This window comes from Pseudomonas sp. NPDC087639 (assembly GCF_044743385.1).
Lineage (GTDB): Bacteria > Pseudomonadota > Gammaproteobacteria > Pseudomonadales > Pseudomonadaceae > Aquipseudomonas.
The window spans coordinates 62613-82025 of the sequence record NZ_JBIUWI010000014.1 but is presented as its reverse complement, the minus strand read 5'-3'; the positions used below and the strand labels follow the sequence as shown (position 1 = coordinate 82025).

The following is a 19413-nucleotide window of genomic DNA, read 5'->3' as shown; positions in this document are numbered from 1 at the left end:
GGCCTACTCCTTGGCGACGCGTTTCATGTCCGCATCCATCATCATGCGGATCAAGGTATCCAGGTCGGTTTTCGGCTTCCAGCCCAGCACGCGCTGAGCCTTGGCCGGGTTGCCGAGCAGCACTTCGACTTCAGCCGGGCGGAAGAACGCCGGGTCGATCTTCACGTAGTCGCGGTAGTTGAGGCCGACGTGATCGAAGGCAATACGGCACATTTCCCGCACCGTGGTGGTGACACCGGTGGCGACCACAAAATCGTCTGGCTTGTCTTGTTGCAGCATCAGCCACATGGCTTCGACGTAGTCGCCGGCAAACCCCCAGTCGCGTTTGGCGTCGATGTTGCCCAGGGCCAGCTCCTGCTGTTTGCCCTGTTTGATGCGGGCGGCGGCATCGGTGACCTTGCGGGTGACGAACTCGATGCCACGCAGCGGCGATTCGTGGTTGAACAGGATGCCGCTGCTGGCGTGCAGGTTGAAACTTTCGCGGTAGTTGACGGTGATCCAGTGGCCATACAGTTTGGCCACGCCGTATGGGCTGCGTGGGTAGAACGGGGTGTTCTCGTCCTGTTGCTCAGCCTGGATCAGACCAAACATTTCACTGGTCGAGGCCTGATAGAAGCGGGTGTGCGGGCTGAATTGGCGGATCGCTTCGAGGATATGAGTAACGCCCAGGCCATCGACGATGCCGGTGGTCACCGGTTGATTCCACGACGCGGCGACGAAACTCTGCGCGGCGAGGTTATAGATTTCGTCCGGAGCCGATTGAATGACCGCACGTTGTACCGAGCAGGCATCGGCCATGTCACCGTCCAGATAGACAATGTCGGCTTCGACGCCCATTTCGCGCAGGCGCCAGCGCGAATCGCTGCTGCGCCGTGCCACGAAGCCATAAACCTTGTAGCCCTTGTCGAGCAACAATTTGGCTAGATACGCGCCGTCCTGGCCGGTGATCCCTGTGATCAGTGCACTTTTTGTCATTCTTGTCGTACTCGCGTCTCCCAGTCGGACAGGATCGCCCGCAGGGATTGTTGTGTGGTGATGTCTGGCGCCCATCCTGTGGTTTTGGCCAGTTTTGCGTTGCTGCCGCAAACGCGGCGCTGATCGGCACGACGCATGCGCGCCGGGTCCTGAACCAGTTGCATCTCGACTTCGGCCAGATCCGCCAACTGCTCGATCAGGCTGCGGATGCTTTGCTCGCGCCCCGAGCAGATGTTGTAGACCTGCCCCGACTGGCCTTTTTCCAGCAGCGCGAAGTAGGCCGATACGACATCGCCGACATCGAGGAAATCACGCGTCACGTCGATGTCGCCGACTTCCAGTTGCGGCGCTTGCAGGCCTTGTTTGATGCGACTGATCTGGCGCGCAGCGCTGGCGATGACAAAGCTGTCTTTCTGCCCGGTGCCGATATGGTTGAACGGGCGCGCCACCAGCACCGGCCAGTGCTCGCTCAGGCCCCATTGCAGGCTGAGAAACTCTGCCGAGAGTTTGCTCACCGCGTAAGGGTTGCGCGGGCAGGGCGGTTGTTGTTCGGTGATCGGCAGATCGCTTTCGGCCACCTGGCCATAAACGTCGCCGGAGCTGACGTACAGGAAGGTGCCGGCAAAGCCGCGAGCCTTGAGCGCCTGCAAGAGATTGAGGGTGCCGAAAACATTGATATCGAGGGTGCGGGCCGGATCACGGAAGGCTTCGGGGACGAAGGTCTGCCCGGCCAGATGGATGACCGCGTCGGGAATCTGCGGCCACAGGTCGCTGAGGCTGCCGGCATCCGTGAGGTCGTAGGGCGATGCGGCAGGCAGCAGCTCCCACGACGAATCGGGCAAGGTCAGACGTGACTGAATATGTTGTCCCACGAAGCCACTGAGACCCGTGATGAACAGACGCTTTTTCAAACAGCGACCCCTTGGTCTTGAACTTGCGCCACTTTCCCACAGGCTTTGAGGGTAAGTCTGTCAGACCGGTAGAAAACACCGGCAGGACGACAGGCGAAGTCTTTGTTGTAGTTGTTTGTTACCAATCTGTGCCAATTGCACAGCAATTTCAACTGGCCAAACCGTGACTGGTCAGTTCTCGTTAGCGTAGACCGATTTATTCTCGCCGGGCGGTTCACGGATCCTTTGCGGATGTGTTTAGAATGACCCTCGTCGCCATTCCCGTCGGTTCGCCGTGGGCATTGTGCAACGGGGTGAAACTGACCACTAAAACAAGAACAAAGACGTGCCTGAAGATGAAGGACAAGCGCCGGTGATGCCGACTTGATCCGACGCCGGGCCGTCATAGCATGAGGCTGCCGGGATGGCGGCCTCATCGTGGGATGCCATGAATTTCATTCTTTACTCGGACGTCAACGACAGCTCCATCAGCCAGAGCCTGGGGCGTCCCGAATACAGCTACTACTTTGTGCTCAAGGCCTATCGCCCGATACTCGAGAGTCTCGGTCAGGTGCACATTGTGTCGTCCAGCGCCGAAGTCGATCCGCTTTATCGCCAACTGCTCGCCGCCGGCGAAGACAGCGTGTTCCTGTCATTCACCCCTGCGCATAAAACCCCCATGGAACTTGAGTGTCCGACGATTTGCGTCGTGGCATGGGAGTTTGACTCTATCCCGGATGAGCAGTGGGACAACGATCCGCACCATGACTGGACGCAGATGTTTGCGCGTCAGGGCCGGGTCATCACCTTGTCGAGCCACACCGCCCGAGCCATTCGCCGGGCCATGGGCGAAGACTTTCCAGTGTTGGTGTTGCCGACTCCGCTGTGGGAGAACTTCACGGCGATTCGCGAGCAACACGTCTGTAGGCCGATCAATCCCGGCGCGGTGCTTTCCATCAAGGGCTGCATCTTCGATACCCGAACGCTCGGGTTGTCGGCCGATGCTTTGATCCCGACACCACTGACCGCCGAGCAGGAAGCAGCTCTGGCCGCCGAGCTCGAGGCAACCCGACCGCCACCGCTGACCTTCAAACGCCGCCTGATCATTGCCCGGCATTACCTGCGTCTGTGGGTGCTGAATGCAGGGCGCCACGACGAGCCACCGCTGCCGCGATCAAAGTTTTTGCACAACTGGTATTGGGAGGGAGTTCGCGATCGGGTCCCGGACGTATTGCACGGCTGGCTCGAAAAACGTCTGCCGGCCATTTGCGGCCCGCAACCGGTACCGGTTATCGAACCCGAGCCGCTGAACCTGCCGGACACCTCGTCGGTGGTCGACATAGCGGTCGACGGCGTGATCTACGTCAGCGTGTTCAACCCCAAGGATGGCCGCAAGAACTGGCATCAACTGATAACCGCGTTCTGCTGGGCCTTGCGCGAAAGAGCCGATGCGACACTGGTGCTGAAGATCACCCAGAACGATCTGGCGTCTTACTACAGCGAGTTAATGACCTTGCTCGCGCAGCTTTCACCCTTTGCTTGCCGGGTGGTGGTGATGCACGGTTATCTGGACGACGCGCAATACGCCAGGCTTTATGGCGCCGCCAGTTTCTACGTCAATGCCTCGCGTTGCGAAGGGCTGTGTCTACCGTTGATGGAATTCATGTCCAGTGGCAAACCGGTGATCGCACCGGATCACACGGCCATGGAAGACTACATCGACGAGTCGGTGGCGTTCGTGGTCAAGTCCAGTGAGGAACTCACTATCTGGCCGCAGGACAGTCGCATCATCTATCGCACACTGCGTCATCGGCCCGACTGGGGCTCGCTGAAAAGCGCTTATGAAAGCAGCTATCGAATGGCCAAAACGCAGCCTGAGGATTACCAGCGCCTGTCGGCTGCTGCGATTGCCCGCATGCACGATTACTGCGCGTTCGCGCCGGTGCAAAAGCGCATGGCTGATTTTTTCGGACTGGTGCCGCGCACCCTGGATGCTGTGCCAGTGACGGATAGCGCCTCATGCTGATCATCATCCATTCTGAAACCAACCAGCACACCATCGCGCAGAACCTGGGCCGCTCAGAATACAGTTACTACTTCGTGCTCAAGGAGTATCGCCCGGTACTCGAGCGCCTCGGGCGCGTGGTGGAAGTGGCAGACCCGCAGGTCGAAGTCGATGCGCTCTATCTGGAGTGTCTGGCTCGGGGCGAGCCCTGTGTGTTCTTGTCGTTTTCCCCGCCGCATCGCACGCCGGTGAACCTGGCGTGTCCGACTCTCCCGGTGTTTGCATGGGAATTCAGCACGATCCCCAACGAACCGTTTGCCGGTGAGCCGCGTAATGACTGGCGCACCGTGCTGCACGCTTGCGGTGCTGCCATTACCCATTCCAGCTACACGGTCAACGCCGTGCGCGAAGCAATGGAGGCTGATTACCCGATTGTCGCGGTGCCGGCGCCGGTATGGGATCGCTTCGCAGCCCGCGGCGCGCAGTTGCAAGGGCAGTCGCCGGTGGCTACGGTGCGGTTGAAGATCAAAGGCCTGGTGGCCGACAGTCGAAAACTGGATCTGAATGCCTTCGGCCCGATGCATTTGCGCAGTGGCAAAGGCATCGACTTTGAGGCGCCGCTCACCGAGCAGGAGCTGCTGCTTGACGGTGTGGTGTACACCTCGGTGTTCAATCCCGGTGATGGGCGCAAGAATTGGGAAGATATGCTCAGCGCGTTCTGCGTGAGTTTTCGCGACGTCGAAGACGCCACGCTGGTGCTCAAGCTCACGCACCACGATGCCGAAGAAGCGCTGAGCGACATCCTGCATCACCTGTACAAAAACCAGTCTTATCGCTGCCGTATCGTGCTGATCTACGGCTACCTTGCCGATCCCGACTACGAGCGACTGGTCCAGGCCACTCGTTATGTAGTGAATACGTCATACGGCGAGGGCCAATGCTTGCCGCTGATGGAGTTCATGTCGTGCGGCAAACCGGCGGTGGCCCCGCGCACCACCGCGATGATCGATTACCTGAGCGCCGAAAATGCGTTCCTGATCGAGTCGACCGATGAACTCACAGCCTGGCCGCACGACCCACGCAAGGCCTTTCGTACGCTGCGCTACATGACCAACTGGGCGTCGTTGTGCGCGGCCTATCGGGAAAGTTATGCAGTGGCAAAAAACGACCCGGCGCGTTATGCCCGGATGTCGGCGCAAGCGGTCGGCAGCCTGCAAGCGTTCTGCAGCCAGGCAGTCGCTGAACAGCGGTTACGGGTTTTCTTTGCGCAGTTGTTCGAGCGCCGTGGTGTGACCGTGGAAACCCCCGGAGCATGAACAGCAAACGGATCATGGACATTGAGGTCCTGCGTGCGATCGCGGTGCTGGGGGTGCTGTTCCATCACTTGCAGGGCAGCCTGTTTACCGACCCGGTGCCGCTGCTGGTAAAAATTCACGCCTGGGCCCAGCCGTGGTGGGGCGTCGATCTGTTTTTCGCCATCTCCGGTTTTGTTATCGCCCGTGGCCTGATCCCGGTGCTGCAAGGTTGCACAACCCGCCAGGAATACTGGCAACAGACGCGCAACTTCTGGCTGCGCCGGGCTTTTCGGCTGTTGCCATCGGCTTGGTTATGGTTGGCTCTGATGCTGCTGGCGTGTGTGTTTCTCAATCGTTCGGGCGCGTTCGGTTCGCTGTACGCCAACCTGCAAGCAACGCTGGCGGGTGTGTTGCAGTACGCCAACTTCCGTTTTGCCGACAGCTTCTTCCACTACGAGTACGGCAGCAGTTTCGTCTACTGGAGCCTGTCACTGGAGGAGCAGTTCTACCTGCTGTTTCCGCTGTTGATTCTGCTCTGTCGCAAGCATCTGGTCTGGGCCTTGCTGGCGCTTGTCGCCGTGCAGATTTTCACGATGCGCACGCCATTGCTGATGGCCGTGCGCACCGACGCCCTGGCGCTCGGCGTGCTGTTGGCTATGTGGAGTGTGCAGCCGGGTTATCAGCGCTGGCAGCCGACGTGTCTGCGCAGGCCCTGGGTCGGGATTTTGGCCTTGATCGCTACCGGTTTGCTGATGAGTTTGATGGCGACCGACCGGTTCACCTTCGCCAATTACCGCATCGGTTCGATCGCGCTGCTCAGTGCGGTGCTGGTCTGGATTGCTTCTTACAACCGTGACTATCTGTTGCCCGCCGGTCATCTGCAACGGCTGATGGCGTGGATCGGCAGCCGCTCCTACGGCATCTATCTGATCCACATTCCGGCCTATCAACTGGTGCGTGAACTGATTTTCCGGCTACAGAGCTCCGGACTGCCAAGCCCTGCCGGCCATCCGATTCTAACGCTGGCAATCGCTTTCGGCCTGATCGCGCTGCTCAGCGAACTCAATTACCGTTTCATCGAAATGCCTATGCGCAACCGCGGCGCAGCACTGGTCAAACGCCTCGGTACGTCACCCACCGCCGTCCCATCCTCTGGAGCCACCTCATGCTGAGCCTTTTGAAGAAACTCACGGCGGCGACGTCTGCACAGCCTGCCGTTGCGGTCGCCGAGAAGACTGATCCGTACATGCTCGGCCTGCACGACGCGATGCTCAGCGGCTGGTTCAACCAGGCAACCGGCGAGCTGTTCACAGGCTTTCCCGTGAGCGCTGACGACACGCTGCTGGATGTCGGCTGCGGTGATGGTGGCAACGTGCATTTCTGCGGGATGCGCGGGGCGAAGATCATCATTGCCGACATCGACGGCGCCAAGGTCGAGGCGACGCGTCAGCGTCTGGGCGACACCCCGGCGCGCGATATCGAATGCCACGTCACCGACTGCAATCCGCTGCCGATTGCCGACGCGACAGCGACGCGCGTGGTGTCCACCGAAGTCATTGAACACGTCGACGACCCGGCGCAGTTTCTCGCCGAACTGGTGCGCGTCGGCAAGCCGGGCGCGTTGTACCTGTTGAGCGTGCCGCACCCGAGCTCCGAAGACCTGCAAAAAGACATCGCGGCGCCCGAGTATTTCCAGAAGCCCAACCACATCCGGATCATCAGCGAAGAGCAGTTCAAGGCCATGGTCAGTGAGGCCGGCCTTGAGATCATCAGCCACAGCCAGTACGGCTTTTACTGGTCGATGTGGATGCTGCTGTTCTGGGAAGCCAAGGTCGATTTCAGTAACCCTGATCATCCACTGCTCAATCATTGGGCCGACACCTGGCAGGCGGTGCTGGACTCGCCACGCGGGGCGCAGATCAAGCAGGCGCTGGATGCGGTCGTGGCGAAAAGTCAGGTGATCATCGCCCGTAAGCCTTGAAGCTTTTGCAACTGAGTTTTGTGTAACCTTGCAGCCCTGTGTGTCAGGGGTTTGCAAGGTATGCGCTTTATTGTGGGGCTGTTTTTTGGGGTCTTGCTCTCGGGTTGTGAACGGCATGATTCACCGCCACTCGATCAGCAACTCTACGTCTGGCAACGCCAGTGGACGTCGGCCCATGAGGCGGCGTTGCGCGATAGCCGCAGTGATTTTTCCACCTTGCGGGTGCTGGCGTTGCAGGCGTTCCCGAATGCCGGGTGGAGCCGTGCGCGTATCGACCCGCAGTTGCTGAAAAGCGATGGCCGCCCGCTGATTGCGGTGATTCGCCTCGATGGCCAACTCAAGGCGCTGGATCAGCAGCAGGTCACGGCGCAGATCCTTCAGCTCATCAATGACTGGCAGGCGCTGGGCCTGATCCTGAGTGGCGTGGAAATCGACCACGATGCCGGCAATGCGCGGCTGCCGGCCTACGCAGAATTTCTCACACATCTACGCTCGGCACTCCCGCAATCGTTGCCTCTGAGCATTACCGCGCTGCCGGCCTGGCTCGACAGTGCGCAATTGCCGAACTTGCTGGCGACAGTCGACAGCAGCGTGCTGCAAGTGCATGCCGTCAGCGACCCGCGACGCGGCTTGTTCGACGCTGAGCAGGCGCGGCGTTGGGCCGAGGCCTGGGGGGAAATCACCCGCAAACCTTTTTATCTGGCGTTGCCCGCCTACGGTGTGGCGCTGTTGCCGGATGTCGACGGCGCGCCGGTGGTGGAAAGTGAGGTGCCGCTTGAGCGTGGCGGTCAGCGCCGAGAACTGCTCGCCGATCCAGTGCAACTGAGCCAACTCGGCAAAGCGCTGCGGGACGATCCACCCGCGCATCTGGCCGGGTTGATCTGGTTTCGCTTGCCGCTGGTCAATGACCGCCGCGCCTGGAGCCTGACCACGCTGCGCGCCGTTGCGCGGGGCGATGAGTTGCACAGCCAACTCGCCCTCAGCGTCAGTGAACACAGCGGCCTCTACGACCTCCGACTCGACAACCCCGGCAACCTCGACAGCGCCTGGCCCGCACGTATCACCGTGAAGGCCAGCGACTGCGAAGGCGCCGACGCGCTCGCCGGTTATTCATTGCAACAGAGCCCGGATCTGCTTACCTTCACCCGCCTTCGCAACGGTCGCTTGCCGGCGAACGGGCAGCGCGCCATCGGTTGGGCGCGCTGTGCATTTATTGATCAAGGAGGTTCGCATGTTGACCCGTAACTGGCCCCGCCATCTGCTCTGCCTGAGCCTCTGTCTGCCGCTGGGCTCGGCGCTGGCCTGCGGCCCGGACTTCCCGATGCGCCTGCTCGACAATCGAGGGCAGACGCTGGCCGATCTGCCCGAAGGCAACTTCAACTTCGAAGTCAGCCGCTTGGGCAAAGCGATCGCCGGGCTGAAAAACCCCGCACCTGCCGCCGACAATGCGAACGCTATTTACGCCGAGCCGGCGGAACCTGCCGAGGAGCGCAACAAGGCTGAAGCCGCCGGCCTGACCGATGAACAGCAAGCACTGGTTACGCGTCTGCGCGGGCTTACCGATGCCCGCGACGCTTATACACAGGGCAGCAGTCTGCCGGCGGAAATCCGTCTGTATGTGGCGGGAGCGGTGGCCTTCAATGTCGGCGAGCATCAACTGGCGGTCGATTATTTCCGCCAACTGCTGGCGCTACCGGCGGATCAGCGCCCGTTGCGCAGTACGTGGGCAGCGTATTCCGAGGGGCGCGCGCTGTTCGCCATGAGCGCCGAGGCTGACGACATGCTCGATCCGCTGGAGCAGGCGATCTCGGCGTTTCGCCAGACCCGGCAACTGAGCATCGACGGTTTCAGCGATCCGTTGGGACTGGGTGTCGCCAGCCTCGGGGAAGAGGCGCGAGCGTCGCGTATGGCCGGTGGCTGGGACGATGCGATCAATCTTTATGCAGCGCAGAGCGTGCACGGTTCACCGGTTGGCTACACCTCGCTGAAACAACTGGCGAACGAGCTGGCCGACATGCCCGAGCCGGAATTGGCCAAGCTGATGCAACACGAAGGGGTGCAGAAACTGGTCACCGCATCGTTGCTCAGCCGCCTCGGCTGGTCGTTTGGCGATGAACCGCCGAACGAAAAGAAACTGGTCAAGCTTCTGCAAAACAGTACCCGTGGCACCTTCGACAACGCCGATCGATTGGCAGCGGTGAATTATCAGCAGGGCGACTACGCCAGCGCCAAAGCCTTTCTCGAACACGCTGGCGACGGTGGTCTCGCGTGGTGGCTGCGAGCGAAACTGGCAGTGCGCGACGGTGACAAGAATGCGGCGGCAGCCGCCTATGCGAAAGCCGCGCAGGCCTTCCCGCAAAACGAAGACTGGGGCTATCGACGCACGCCGGACTGGGCACTGGAAACGGTCCAGCCGAAATGCCGGGTCGAGGGCGAAAGCGCGATTCTGGCGTTGCAACGCGGTGAGTACCTGCAAGCCTTCGTCCAGCTGTATCGCAGCAACAGCATTTATTGGTTCGATGCCGCGACGGTCGCCGAACGCGTGCTGACCGTCGACGAACTCAAGCAGTATGTCGACGCCAACGTGCCGGCACCGCCGGCGCTGACCCAAGAGCAGCGTGACAATTACGTGCCGCTGCCCGTCGCCGCCAGTCTGCGCAATCTGCTGGGCCGGCGTTTGCTGCGCGAAGGGCATTACGCAGAGGCCGTCGGCTATTTCGACAATCCCGATCTGCAGAACAAGGCCCGCCTCTACGGCGAGCAAAGACTGAAAGCCGATTCCGCCTGGTGGCCGACCAAGCGCGCCAGTGCGCTGTACAACGCGGCGTGGACGGCACGTGAGTGGGGCATGGATATCCTCGGTTACGAGATGGCCCCGGATTACGCCACGTTCGGCGGCAATTACAGCCTGGAAACCGCCGAGCTGAAAATCGGTCCGTTGGTATCCGAAGCCGAGGTTCAACGCCAAAAGGCCAGTGAAGCGCAGCCCGATCAGCGTTATCACTATCGCTTTGTTGCCACCGCGCTGGCCAATCGCGCCGCCGACAACCTGCCGCACACGAGTCAGGCGTTTGCCGCCGTGCTGTGTTCCGCCGCTGGTTGGAACAGCAGCCTGGAAGATCAGAGCGCGTTGTATCAGCGTTACGTGAAGGAAGGCGCTTACGTGCCGTGGGCAGTGGATTTCGGCAATCAGTGCCCGTACCCGGATTTCGAAAACGCCGACAAACGCTACGTCACCCAAGTCACCGACGCTGTCCGCGCGGGCCTGCGACCGTACAAGTGGCCGGTACAGATCGGCGCGATTGTGCTGGCGGTCGGCGCGGCGTTGCTGCTGATCACTCGTCGCCAGCGCAAGACTCGCAAGGGTTAAGCCTGCTGGATGAACGTCAGGCGCACCGCGAAGCCGATCAACAGGCTGCCGAACAGCCATTGTTGAACCCGTTGCGCCGTTGGACTGTGTTGCAGCCAACGGCCCAGCGCGGCACCGGCCAGGGCGTAGATGCTGTCGAACAGCAGGCCTATGCCGACCAGTAACAGGCCGAGCAGGGCGAACTGGCTCAGCACCGGTGCGCCGTCGGTGACGATGAATTGCGGCAGCAGCACCGAGCAGAACAGCAACGCTTTGGGGTTGAGCAGATTGGTCAGCAAGCCACGGCGGATTGCTTCGCGCCATTGCCCGCGTGCCTCGGTAACATCCCCGGCATCCAGGTTCGGCACCAGCGTGCTGCGCAGGCATTGAATGCCGATCCACAGCAGATACGCCGCCCCGGCGAGGCGCACCACTTCGAACGTCCACGGCGCAGCCTTGAACAGCGCCGACAGCCCCAACGCCGCCAATACCACGTGACATGCGCGGGCAATCGCCAAGCCTATTACGGTGGCCAGCGCCGCACCGCGGCCCTGTCGGGCGCCAGTTTGCAGCAGCAGAATCATGTCCGGCCCGGGCAACAGAAACACCACCGCCAATGCCAGGAAAAACAGCCATAGACTCGCCACGTCACACTCCTTTCGTTGTCGATTCGGTGACGTCAGTCTAGAGGCGAAGGGCGAGGCAGGTGCTTGCGTAGTCCGCTTCAAAATGCCTCTGTATTGGCATAACCTGCTTTCTTTTTGCGCTCTCGCCATCAGGATCTGCCAACCATGAAACTCGACGCCTTCGACCGCAAGATTCTCGCCGCCCTGCAACGTGACGGACGCTTGAGCAATGTCGAGCTGGCGGATGAGATCGGCTTGTCGGCGTCGCCGTGTTTGCGGCGGGTGCGGATGCTGGAAGAGGCGGGGGTGATTCGCGGCTATCAGGCCAACGTGGATCGCGATGAGGTGGGGTTGGGATTGACGGTGTTTGTCGGGGTGAAGGTCGAGCGCCACAACGACGAACAGGCCGAAGCTTTTTACGCGGCCGTCACCGCGTTGCCGGAGGTGATTTCAGCGTTTCTGGTTTCGGGGGAATCTGACTTTCTGCTGCAAGTGGTGGTGCCGGATTTGCGTGCGTATGACCGGTTTCTCAGTGGGTGCCTTTTGAAACTACCGGGGGTGAGCGATATCCGCAGCAACTTTGCGATTCACACGGTGAAGACGCCGGGAGCGTTGCCGTTGGGGCATCTTCCATCCTGAAAACCGAAAAGATCGCAGCCTTCGGTAGCTCCTACAGGGTACGCATTTCAGGTAGGAGCTGCCGGAGGCTGCGATCTTTTGATCTTCTACATCTGCGTCGCCATCCCCTCCACATTCATCGCGGCCTGGCGCAACGCCTCGGAGCGAGTTGGGTGCGGGTGGCAGGTCAGGGCGATGTCCTCGGCAGAAGCGCTGAATTCCATCGCCACACAAAACTCGCCAATCATTTCGCTTACGTTGGGGCCGACCAGGTGCACGCCGAGCACTTCATCCGTGCGCTCATCAGCAAGGACTTTGGCAAAACCATCAGTCTCGTGGTTGATCTTCGCCCGGCTGTTGGCGGTGAACGGAAACTTGCCGACCTTGTAGGCGCGGCCCTCAGCTTTGAGCTGCTCTTCAGTCTTGCCGACGCTGGCCAGCTCCGGTTTGGTGTAGATCACGTTGGGGATCAGGTCGTAATTGACCTCGCCGGCCTTGCCGTGGATCTGCTCGACGCAGGCCATGGCTTCGTCTTCAGCCTTGTGCGCGAGCATCGGCCCGGACGTGACGTCGCCGATCACCCAGACCCCCGGGGCTTCGGTGCGATGTTGTTTGTTGGCGAGCATGCCGCGCTTGTCGGTGCTCAGGCCGACGTTCTCCAGGCCCAGGCCTTGGGTGTAGGGGCGGCGACCGATGGCCACCAGCACGTAATCCGCTTCCAGTAACTCAGCCGTGCCGCCCGCGGCCGGTTCGACGCTGAGTTGTACGCTGTTGGCCGAAGTGGTGGCGCTGGTGACTTTCGAGCTCAATTTGAACGCGATGCCTTGCTTGCTGAGTGAGCGTTGCAGGGTTTTGCCGGCCTCGCCATCGACGCCGGGGCAGATGCGGTCGAGGTATTCGACCACGGTGACCTGCGCGCCGAGACGGCGCCACACCGAACCTAATTCGAGGCCGATCACGCCGGCGCCGATCACCACCAGATGCCTGGGTACTTCGCTCAGGGACAACGCGCCGGTCGAATCGAGAATGCGCTGATTGTCGATCTCGACCCCGGGCAGGGGCGTGGGCTCGGAACCGGTAGCAATGATGATGTCCTTGGCAGTCAGCTCGATCTTGCTGCCCTGATCGCCTGTCACGGTGACCTTGCCCGGGCCGTCGATGTGGCCCCAGCCTTTGATCCAGTCGACCTTGTTCTTGCGAAACAGAAACTCGATGCCTTTGGTCAGGCCGGTCACGCTTTCGTCTTTCTGCTTCATCATCTGCGCGAGATTGAGCGTCGGTTTGACCTCGATGCCGAGATTGGCGAATTCCGCACCCATGGCCGCATCGTAAAGCTCGGAGGCGTGCAGCAAGGCTTTGGACGGCATGCAACCGACGTTCAGGCAGGTGCCGCCGAGCGTCGCGCGACCTTCAACGCAGGCAGCCTTGAGGCCCAACTGGCCAGCGCGGATGGCCGCGTTATAGCCACCGGGGCCGCCGCCCAGAATCACTACGTCATAGTTGCTCATGCGCTTACTCCTGGTTGAGGGATGCGGATCGCTAACGGTAGTTCTTGAGTAAAATTACGAGCGTAATATGTGCGATCCCGAACATTTCGGTCAAGGCTTCAGGCAAGCGACAGCTTGGGCGTTCTTAGATAAGCGCAATTTGTGGACGAATATTTCACGTATTTCGTTATATCGTAACGATATGAGATGAGAGCCGATGGCGTTGGGGTGATATGCAGGTCGATCTGGAGGTTGATGGCACGCAAGTGGCCGGATTGCCGCGCTTTCAGCAGGCGGTTACGCAGGGCCGCCGATTGCGACGGCTGGCAATTTCGTTGGGGGGATTGGCCGGGGCAGGGTGGGTGCTGGCGTTTTTTGTCGCACTGTTTGCGCCGCAATCGTTGTGGGTTCCGCTACTGATCAACCAGAGCGCGGCGTTGCTGGTGCTGGTTGCCGGGTTGCAATCGGCTTGGTGGGTGACGCGATGGCGGGCACGAGTAATCAATCCTGTCGTACCGACTCCTGCGCCGATGGAGCAGCCTGGCGCGCCGGATGGCTGGTACGAACGGCTGCTGGATCGACTGAGTCAACGCAGCCTGCACCTACTAAGTCTGATCGGTACGGCGACGTTATGGCTGGGTGCTTGGGCAGTGCTGGTGGTGATCAGCATTGAGCAGGTGTGGAACCTTGCCTTACCGCCCGCCGCTGTTGGGGCGTCTGCCACCGTCGGCGCGGCATTGGCCCTGTTGTTGGCGTTTGGTTTGCTGGTGCTGGAGCGGCAACTGGCTCAGCAAACCCCGGCGCAATGGCCTGAAGCAAGTTCGCTGGCGCAACTGTCGCGAGTCGCGATCATCAACCTGGTGGTGGTGGCGCTGTGTTTGTTGTTCGCCAGCGAGACCGCCTTATGGCCGGTTCGCCTTGCAGTGCTGATCGGCATCTTGCCGGGGTTGGTCGCGATTGAGTTGCTATTGCGTGCCGTTCTTTCGATATTCAGTCCCCGCCGCGAACAGCTTGAACCGACGCTACTGGCGCGCAGTTTTGTCGCCGACCTGCTGCGTTGGCCGCCTCAACCACTGCTCGCGCTGCAGCACGAATTGCACAACCGCTTCGGCATCGATCTGCGCCAGATCTGGGCGTTCAGTTACATGCGTCGTGCGTTTCTTCCGGTGTTGGCACTGGTCGCGGCGTTCGGCTGGTTGCTGACCGGTATCCACGAAATTCCCCTGCAAGGTCGTGGCATCTACGAACGTTTCGGCAAACCGGTGCAGGTGTTCGGCCCCGGTTTGCACGCCGGTTTGCCATGGCCACTGGGTCGAGTGTTGAACGTCGAAAACGGCGTGGTCCATGAACTGGCGACCAGCGTCGGCGAAAACCCGGCACCGCTGCAATTCGATCCCGCCGAAGGCCCAGCACCGATTACAGCAAATCGCCTGTGGGACGCCAGTCATGTGAACGATAAATCCCAAGTCATCGCCAGCAGTCGGGGCGAGCAACAGAGCTTTCAAATCGTCAACATGGACGTGCGCTTCGTCTACCGCATCGGTCTGAGTGATCAGGCAGCGCTGGCTGCAACCTACAACAGCGCCGACGTGCCGACTCTCATCCGCAGCACCGCCAGCCGAATTCTCGTCCACGACTTTGCCTCCCGCACCCTCGACGGTTTGCTCGGTGCGGACAGGGTAGGGCTGGCGGAAGAGATCGGCCGTGCGGTGCAAAATGATCTGCAAACACTCGACAGTGGCGTGGAGATTCTCGCCACGGTGGTTGAGGCGATTCACCCGCCGGCCGGCGCCGCGAACGCCTATCACAGTGTGCAAGCGGCGCAGATCGGTGCGCAGGCGTTGATCTCCCGCGAGCGCGGTGCTGCTGCCGAAGCGAGCAACCAGGCGCAGTTGCAAGCCAGCCTTGCTCGCGATCAGGCCAGCGCCAACGCCCGCGAAATCGGCGCAGCCGCACAGGCCGCTGATTTGAAATTCAGTGCCGAACAAAAAGCCTACGCCAGCGCCGGCCAGGCATTTGTGCTGGAGCAATACCTCAGTCAGCTCAGCCACGGCCTGAGTAAAGCCAAATTGCTGATCCTCGACCATCGCCTAGGCGGCAGCAGCAATGCGCCGACCATCGACTTGCGCACGTTCACGCTGCCGGCTGACCCGACGCCCGCGCGTACCACCGCTCAACCAGGAGTTGCCCATTGAGCCAGTCGCATACACACGATCATCATGACCACGGCGGCGGGCATCACCATCATCACGGTCACCACCACCACGGTGCGCCGGAGGAGGCGGGGCCATTCCCTTGGCGGCGCATGGGTTGGGCGGCGTTGCTGGTGGCGTTCGCCATCGCCGCAGCGAGTGTGGTGCAAGTGCGCTCCGGTGAAGCGACTGTCATTACCCGTTTCGGTAACCCGTCGCGAGTTCTGCTCGAGCCGGGGTTGAGCTGGCGCTGGCCGGCGCCGTTCGAAGCGGCGATCCCGGTGGACTTGCGCCTGCGCACCACCTCCAGCGGTTTGCAGGATGTTGGCACCCGCGACGGTTTGCGCATCATCGTCCAGGCTTACGTCGCGTGGCAGGTGCAGGGTGACCCGGACAATGTGCAGCGCTTCATGCGTGCAGTGCAGAACCAGCCCGACGAAGCGGCGCGGCAGATTCGCACGTTTGTCGGCTCTGCCCTGGAGACCACCGCCAGCAGTTTCGACTTGGCCAACTTGGTGAACACCGATGCCAGTCAGGTGCGGATTGCCGATTTCGAAGCACAATTACGTCAGCAGATTGATCAGCAATTGCTCGCCACTTATGGCGTGCGCGTGGTGCAGGTCGGTATCGAACGGCTGACGCTGCCCTCAGTGACACTCACTGCCACGGTTGATCGCATGCGCGCCGAGCGTGAAACAATTGCCACCGAACGCACCGCAATCGGCAAGCGTGAGGCGGCGCAAATTCGCTCTGCCGCCGAACGCGATGCGCGGATTGTGCAGGCGGATGCCACAGTGAAAGCCGCCGATATCGAAGCGCAATCTCGCGTTGAGGCCGCGCAGATTTATGGTCGCGCCTACGCGGGTTCGCCGCAGCTGTACAACCTGCTGCGCTCACTGGATACCCTCGGCACCATCGTCACCCCAGACACCAAACTGATCCTGCGCACCGATGCCGCGCCGTTCCGCGTGCTGGTCGATGGCCCGCCAAATCTCGACAGCAAATCCGGATCGCAGCCATGAATGAAGAAGTTCCACGTGGAACACATTCGCTGAACAGTCCGTGGATTCAGGCGGGACGCTTGGCATTTTTTGCCTTGTACGCGGTGACGGTGGTGGCCGCATTGGCCTGGGCGTTTTCCAATGTGCGGCAGATTGATCCGCAGAATCGCGCCGTGGTTTTGCACTTTGGTGCGCTGGATCGCATCCAGAACGCCGGCCTGTTATTGGCCTGGCCACAGCCGTTCGAGCAGGTAGTTCTGCTGCCAGCGGCGGATCGTGTGATCGAGCGTCGAGTAGAGAATCTGCTGCGCAGTGACGAAGCGTTGAAAGCTGAACGGGTCGCTTCATTCGCCACACCGATCAGCGATGCGTTGGCCGGCTCTGGTTATTTATTGACCGGTGATGCCGGTGTGGTGCAGCTGGATGTGCGGGTGTTTTACAAGGTCACTGACCCCTATGACTTTGTGCTTCAGGGCGAGCATGTGGTGCCGGCGCTGGATCGTTTGGTCACGCGCAGCGCCGTGGCACTGACGGCCGCTCGGGATCTGGACACCATTCTGGTTGCCCGACCGGAACTGATCGGCGCCGACAATCAGGCCGCCGAGCGCCGCGAAAGACTGCGGGGTGATCTGGTGCAAGGCATCAACAAACGCTTGTCCGAACTGAAGGCGAGCGGTCAGGGCATCGGTGTCGAAGTGACGCGGGTCGATGTGCAATCGAGTCTGCCCGATCCTGCCGTCAGTGCCTTCAACGCCGTTTTGACCGCCAGCCAGCAAGCCGACAAAGCCGTAGCCAACGCGCGCACCGATGCCGAGAAACTCACCCAGACCGCCAACGAACAAGCCGACCGCACGCTGCAAGTCGCCCACGCTCAGGCGGGTGAGCGCTTGGCCAAAGCATCTGCCGACACTGCGACGGTGTTGAGCCTGGCCAAAGCCCAACAACAAGGCACCGACCCGCAATTGCTCTTGCGTCTGTACCGCGAACGCATGCCGAAGATCCTCGGCCAAGCCGGATCGGTGACCACAGTCGATCCGAAAGACGATTCCCGCCTGATCATTCAGGGAGCCAGTCAATGAGCGCGACCACCCCAGCACCGAGCCTGTTGTCCTCGGCCGAACAACGTCGTGCGGCGAGGCAATTGACCTTGGCGATGCTCGCCCTGGGTTTGCTTGGCCTCGGCTTGATCTGGCGTTGGCTGGCGCCGGAGCAAACCGGTGTCAGCCAATTGCTGCTCGGTTTTGCTTCTTTATTAGTGGCGGTGCCGGTGATGCGTTCGGCGTGGTACAGCCTGCGTTATCCGAGCTTGCACGGCATCACTGATCAACTCATTGCTTTGGCGATGCTCGGCGCTTGGGCGACGGGTGATCTGCTCACTGCGGCTTTGCTGCCGATCATCATGATCTTCGGTCATGTGCTGGAGGAGCGCAGCGTCATTGGTTCCCAAGAAGCGATTCATGCACTCGGCCAATTGACCCGCAGCCATGCACGAAAGATTCAGGCTGACGGCTCGATCATTGAAGTGGACAACGGCACGCTGAAACCGGGCGATACCGTTGAGGTGCGTGCCGGCGATCGGGTGCCGGCTGACGGTCGAGTTCTCTCTGGCCAGGCCAGCCTCGACACCGCTTCGATTACCGGAGAGTCGGTTCCGGTAGAAGCTGCAGTGGGCATGACGGTGTTCGGCGGCGCGATCAATCTAGACGGCCTGCTGCGAATCGAAGTGAGCCGCACCGGCGACGAATCGACGCTCGGCAAAGTTATCGCTCTGATGCAAAACGCCGAACGTTCCAAACCGCCAATCACTCGATTGCTTGAACGCTATGCCGGCAGTTACATGGTGCTGGTGTTGCTGCTGGCGGCGGTCACCTGGTTCATCACCAACAACGCGCAAGCGATGCTTGCGGTGTTGGTGGCGGCGTGCCCTTGCGCCTTGGTGTTGTCGGCGCCAGCCACGGCGATTGCCGGTGTAGCGGTTGCGGCGCGGCATGGGATTCTGATCCGCAGCTCGGCGTTCCTCGAAGAACTGGCCGACCTCACATCGCTGGTGGTCGACAAGACCGGCACCCTGACTTACGGCACCTTGCGCTTGCAGTCGATCAACAGTTCGCGCGCGGATCAATCGACGGTCATGGCGCTCGCCGCCAGCCTCGGCGCGGCGAGCAGTCACCCGGTCAGTCGGGCACTGGCAGGCTTGATCAGTCAGGAAGGCTATCTGCCGCTGAGCGAAATCCACGAGCGGCAGGGACTCGGTATCGTCGCAATGACCGCGCAGGGCGAAGCAGCGCTTGGTCGGCCAGAGTTGTTCACCCAATTGAAAATCGCCACGACGAGTATTCCCGAGCATGACGGCCCCATTGCCGGCCTGGCCCTGAACGGTGAATTTCTCGCTTGGCTGTTGTTGGCCGACAGCGTCAAACCGGAAGCCCGGTTTGCTCTCAATGAATTGCGCGAACTGGGCCTCGGGCGGCAACTGTTGCTGACTGGCGACCGACAAAGTGTCGCCCAGACATTGGCGCAAGAAGTCGGCTTGCACGAGGTACAAGCCCAGGCCTTGCCCGAGGACAAACTCAATCGCGTACTCAAGGAAATCGACAACGGCTTCCGGCCTATGGTGGTCGGTGACGGCATCAACGATTCACTGGCACTGAAGGCGGGCGTAGTCGGTGTGGCGATGGGTGCGGGCGGGGCAGACATCGCCTTGGCGTCGGCGGACATCGTTCTGATAGGCAGCGACCTGCGTCGCCTCGGCACTTGCGTGCGGCTGAGTCGTCAGTGTCGTCGCACCTTGCAGGTTAACGTGATCATCGGTCTGGGCTGGACGCTGGCCATCGTGGTATTCGCCGCGTTCGGCTGGTTGGGCGCCGCCGGGGCGATGATCGCCGCGTTGTTGCATAACCTCAGTACGTTGCTGGTACTGGGCAACGCTGGGCGTTTGCTGCGTTTTCAGGAGCCGCTGCTCAAGCTCAAGGAATAAATCTGAATATTTTTTCT

General features: G+C 61.0%; 15 protein-coding genes. 11 read left to right on the top strand and 4 right to left on the bottom strand.

Annotation, left to right across the window (positions count from 1 at the left end; all coding sequences use genetic code 11):
* Positions 1-3 precede the first annotated feature (3 nt).
* Both gmd and ACIOVB_RS08790 read right to left on the bottom strand, forming a co-directional pair.
* Positions 4-975 carry a GDP-mannose 4,6-dehydratase gene (gene gmd, locus ACIOVB_RS08795; RefSeq protein WP_305440595.1) on the bottom strand — a complete coding sequence of 324 codons (972 nt, stop codon included), beginning with the start codon at positions 973-975 and terminating at the stop codon, positions 4-6.
* The gene (locus tag ACIOVB_RS08790; RefSeq protein ID WP_401266759.1) at positions 972-1886 is read right to left on the bottom strand and encodes a GDP-mannose 4,6-dehydratase; all 915 of its coding nucleotides are present in this window, start codon (positions 1884-1886) and stop codon (positions 972-974) included. The genes gmd and ACIOVB_RS08790 overlap by 4 nt, the downstream gene beginning before the upstream one ends.
* Before the next feature lie 427 nt (positions 1887-2313).
* On the opposite strand from ACIOVB_RS08790, the gene ACIOVB_RS08785 reads away from it, so the two are divergent.
* Genes ACIOVB_RS08785 through ACIOVB_RS08760 form a run of 6 tightly spaced genes read left to right on the top strand, consistent with a single transcriptional unit; the run spans position 2314 to position 10516 of the window.
* Positions 2314-3891, top strand: a complete 1578-nt coding sequence (locus ACIOVB_RS08785; RefSeq protein ID WP_401266756.1) for a glycosyltransferase — start codon at positions 2314-2316, stop codon at positions 3889-3891.
* Positions 3885-5186 carry a glycosyltransferase gene (locus ACIOVB_RS08780; RefSeq protein ID WP_401266754.1) on the top strand — a complete coding sequence of 434 codons (1302 nt, stop codon included), beginning with the start codon at positions 3885-3887 and terminating at the stop codon, positions 5184-5186. The genes ACIOVB_RS08785 and ACIOVB_RS08780 overlap by 7 nt, the downstream gene beginning before the upstream one ends.
* Positions 5183-6337, top strand: a complete 1155-nt coding sequence (locus ACIOVB_RS08775) for an acyltransferase family protein (RefSeq protein WP_401266751.1) — start codon at positions 5183-5185, stop codon at positions 6335-6337. The genes ACIOVB_RS08780 and ACIOVB_RS08775 overlap by 4 nt, the downstream gene beginning before the upstream one ends.
* The gene (locus ACIOVB_RS08770) at positions 6331-7146 is read left to right on the top strand and encodes a class I SAM-dependent methyltransferase (RefSeq protein WP_401266749.1); all 816 of its coding nucleotides are present in this window, start codon (positions 6331-6333) and stop codon (positions 7144-7146) included. The genes ACIOVB_RS08775 and ACIOVB_RS08770 overlap by 7 nt, the downstream gene beginning before the upstream one ends.
* Positions 7147-7206: 60 nt before the next feature.
* Positions 7207-8391, top strand: a complete 1185-nt coding sequence (locus tag ACIOVB_RS08765; protein ID WP_401266746.1) for a DUF3142 domain-containing protein — start codon at positions 7207-7209, stop codon at positions 8389-8391.
* Entirely contained in the window at positions 8378-10516 is a 2139-nt protein-coding gene (locus tag ACIOVB_RS08760) for a hypothetical protein (protein WP_401266743.1), read from the top strand. Before ACIOVB_RS08765 ends, ACIOVB_RS08760 begins: the two co-directional genes overlap by 14 nt.
* Here ACIOVB_RS08760 and ACIOVB_RS08755 read toward each other — a convergent pair.
* A complete protein-coding gene (locus ACIOVB_RS08755) occupies positions 10513-11142 on the bottom strand; it encodes a LysE family translocator (RefSeq protein ID WP_401266740.1) in 630 nt (209 codons plus the stop codon). The two genes, ACIOVB_RS08760 and ACIOVB_RS08755, sit on opposite strands and share 4 nt — an antisense overlap.
* Positions 11143-11286: 144 nt before the next feature.
* Here ACIOVB_RS08755 and ACIOVB_RS08750 point away from each other — a divergent pair, with 144 nt between their 5' ends.
* The gene (locus tag ACIOVB_RS08750; protein ID WP_187677209.1) at positions 11287-11760 is read left to right on the top strand and encodes an Lrp/AsnC family transcriptional regulator; all 474 of its coding nucleotides are present in this window, start codon (positions 11287-11289) and stop codon (positions 11758-11760) included.
* A gap of 86 nt (positions 11761-11846) precedes the next feature.
* Here ACIOVB_RS08750 and lpdA read toward each other — a convergent pair whose 3' ends face one another.
* Complete coding sequence (gene lpdA / locus ACIOVB_RS08745; protein WP_401266736.1) at positions 11847-13247, bottom strand: dihydrolipoyl dehydrogenase; 1401 nt, start codon at positions 13245-13247, stop codon at positions 11847-11849.
* A 212-nt stretch (positions 13248-13459) separates the two neighbouring features.
* Here lpdA and hflK (ACIOVB_RS08740) point away from each other — a divergent pair, with 212 nt between their 5' ends.
* From hflK (ACIOVB_RS08740) to ACIOVB_RS08725, 4 genes are read left to right on the top strand one after another with little or no spacing between them, the layout of a single operon-like run.
* A complete protein-coding gene (gene hflK, locus ACIOVB_RS08740) occupies positions 13460-15421 on the top strand; it encodes a protease modulator HflK (protein WP_401266733.1) in 1962 nt (653 codons plus the stop codon).
* Complete coding sequence (gene hflC / locus ACIOVB_RS08735) at positions 15418-16440, top strand: protease modulator HflC (protein WP_401266730.1); 1023 nt, start codon at positions 15418-15420, stop codon at positions 16438-16440. The genes hflK (ACIOVB_RS08740) and hflC overlap by 4 nt, the downstream gene beginning before the upstream one ends.
* Complete coding sequence (gene hflK, locus ACIOVB_RS08730; protein WP_401266727.1) at positions 16437-17498, top strand: protease modulator HflK; 1062 nt, start codon at positions 16437-16439, stop codon at positions 17496-17498. Before hflC ends, hflK (ACIOVB_RS08730) begins: the two co-directional genes overlap by 4 nt.
* Positions 17495-19396: a heavy metal translocating P-type ATPase gene (locus tag ACIOVB_RS08725; protein WP_401266724.1), complete on the top strand. Its 1902-nt coding sequence runs from the start codon at positions 17495-17497 to the stop codon at positions 19394-19396. The genes hflK (ACIOVB_RS08730) and ACIOVB_RS08725 overlap by 4 nt, the downstream gene beginning before the upstream one ends.
* Positions 19397-19413 lie beyond the last annotated feature (17 nt).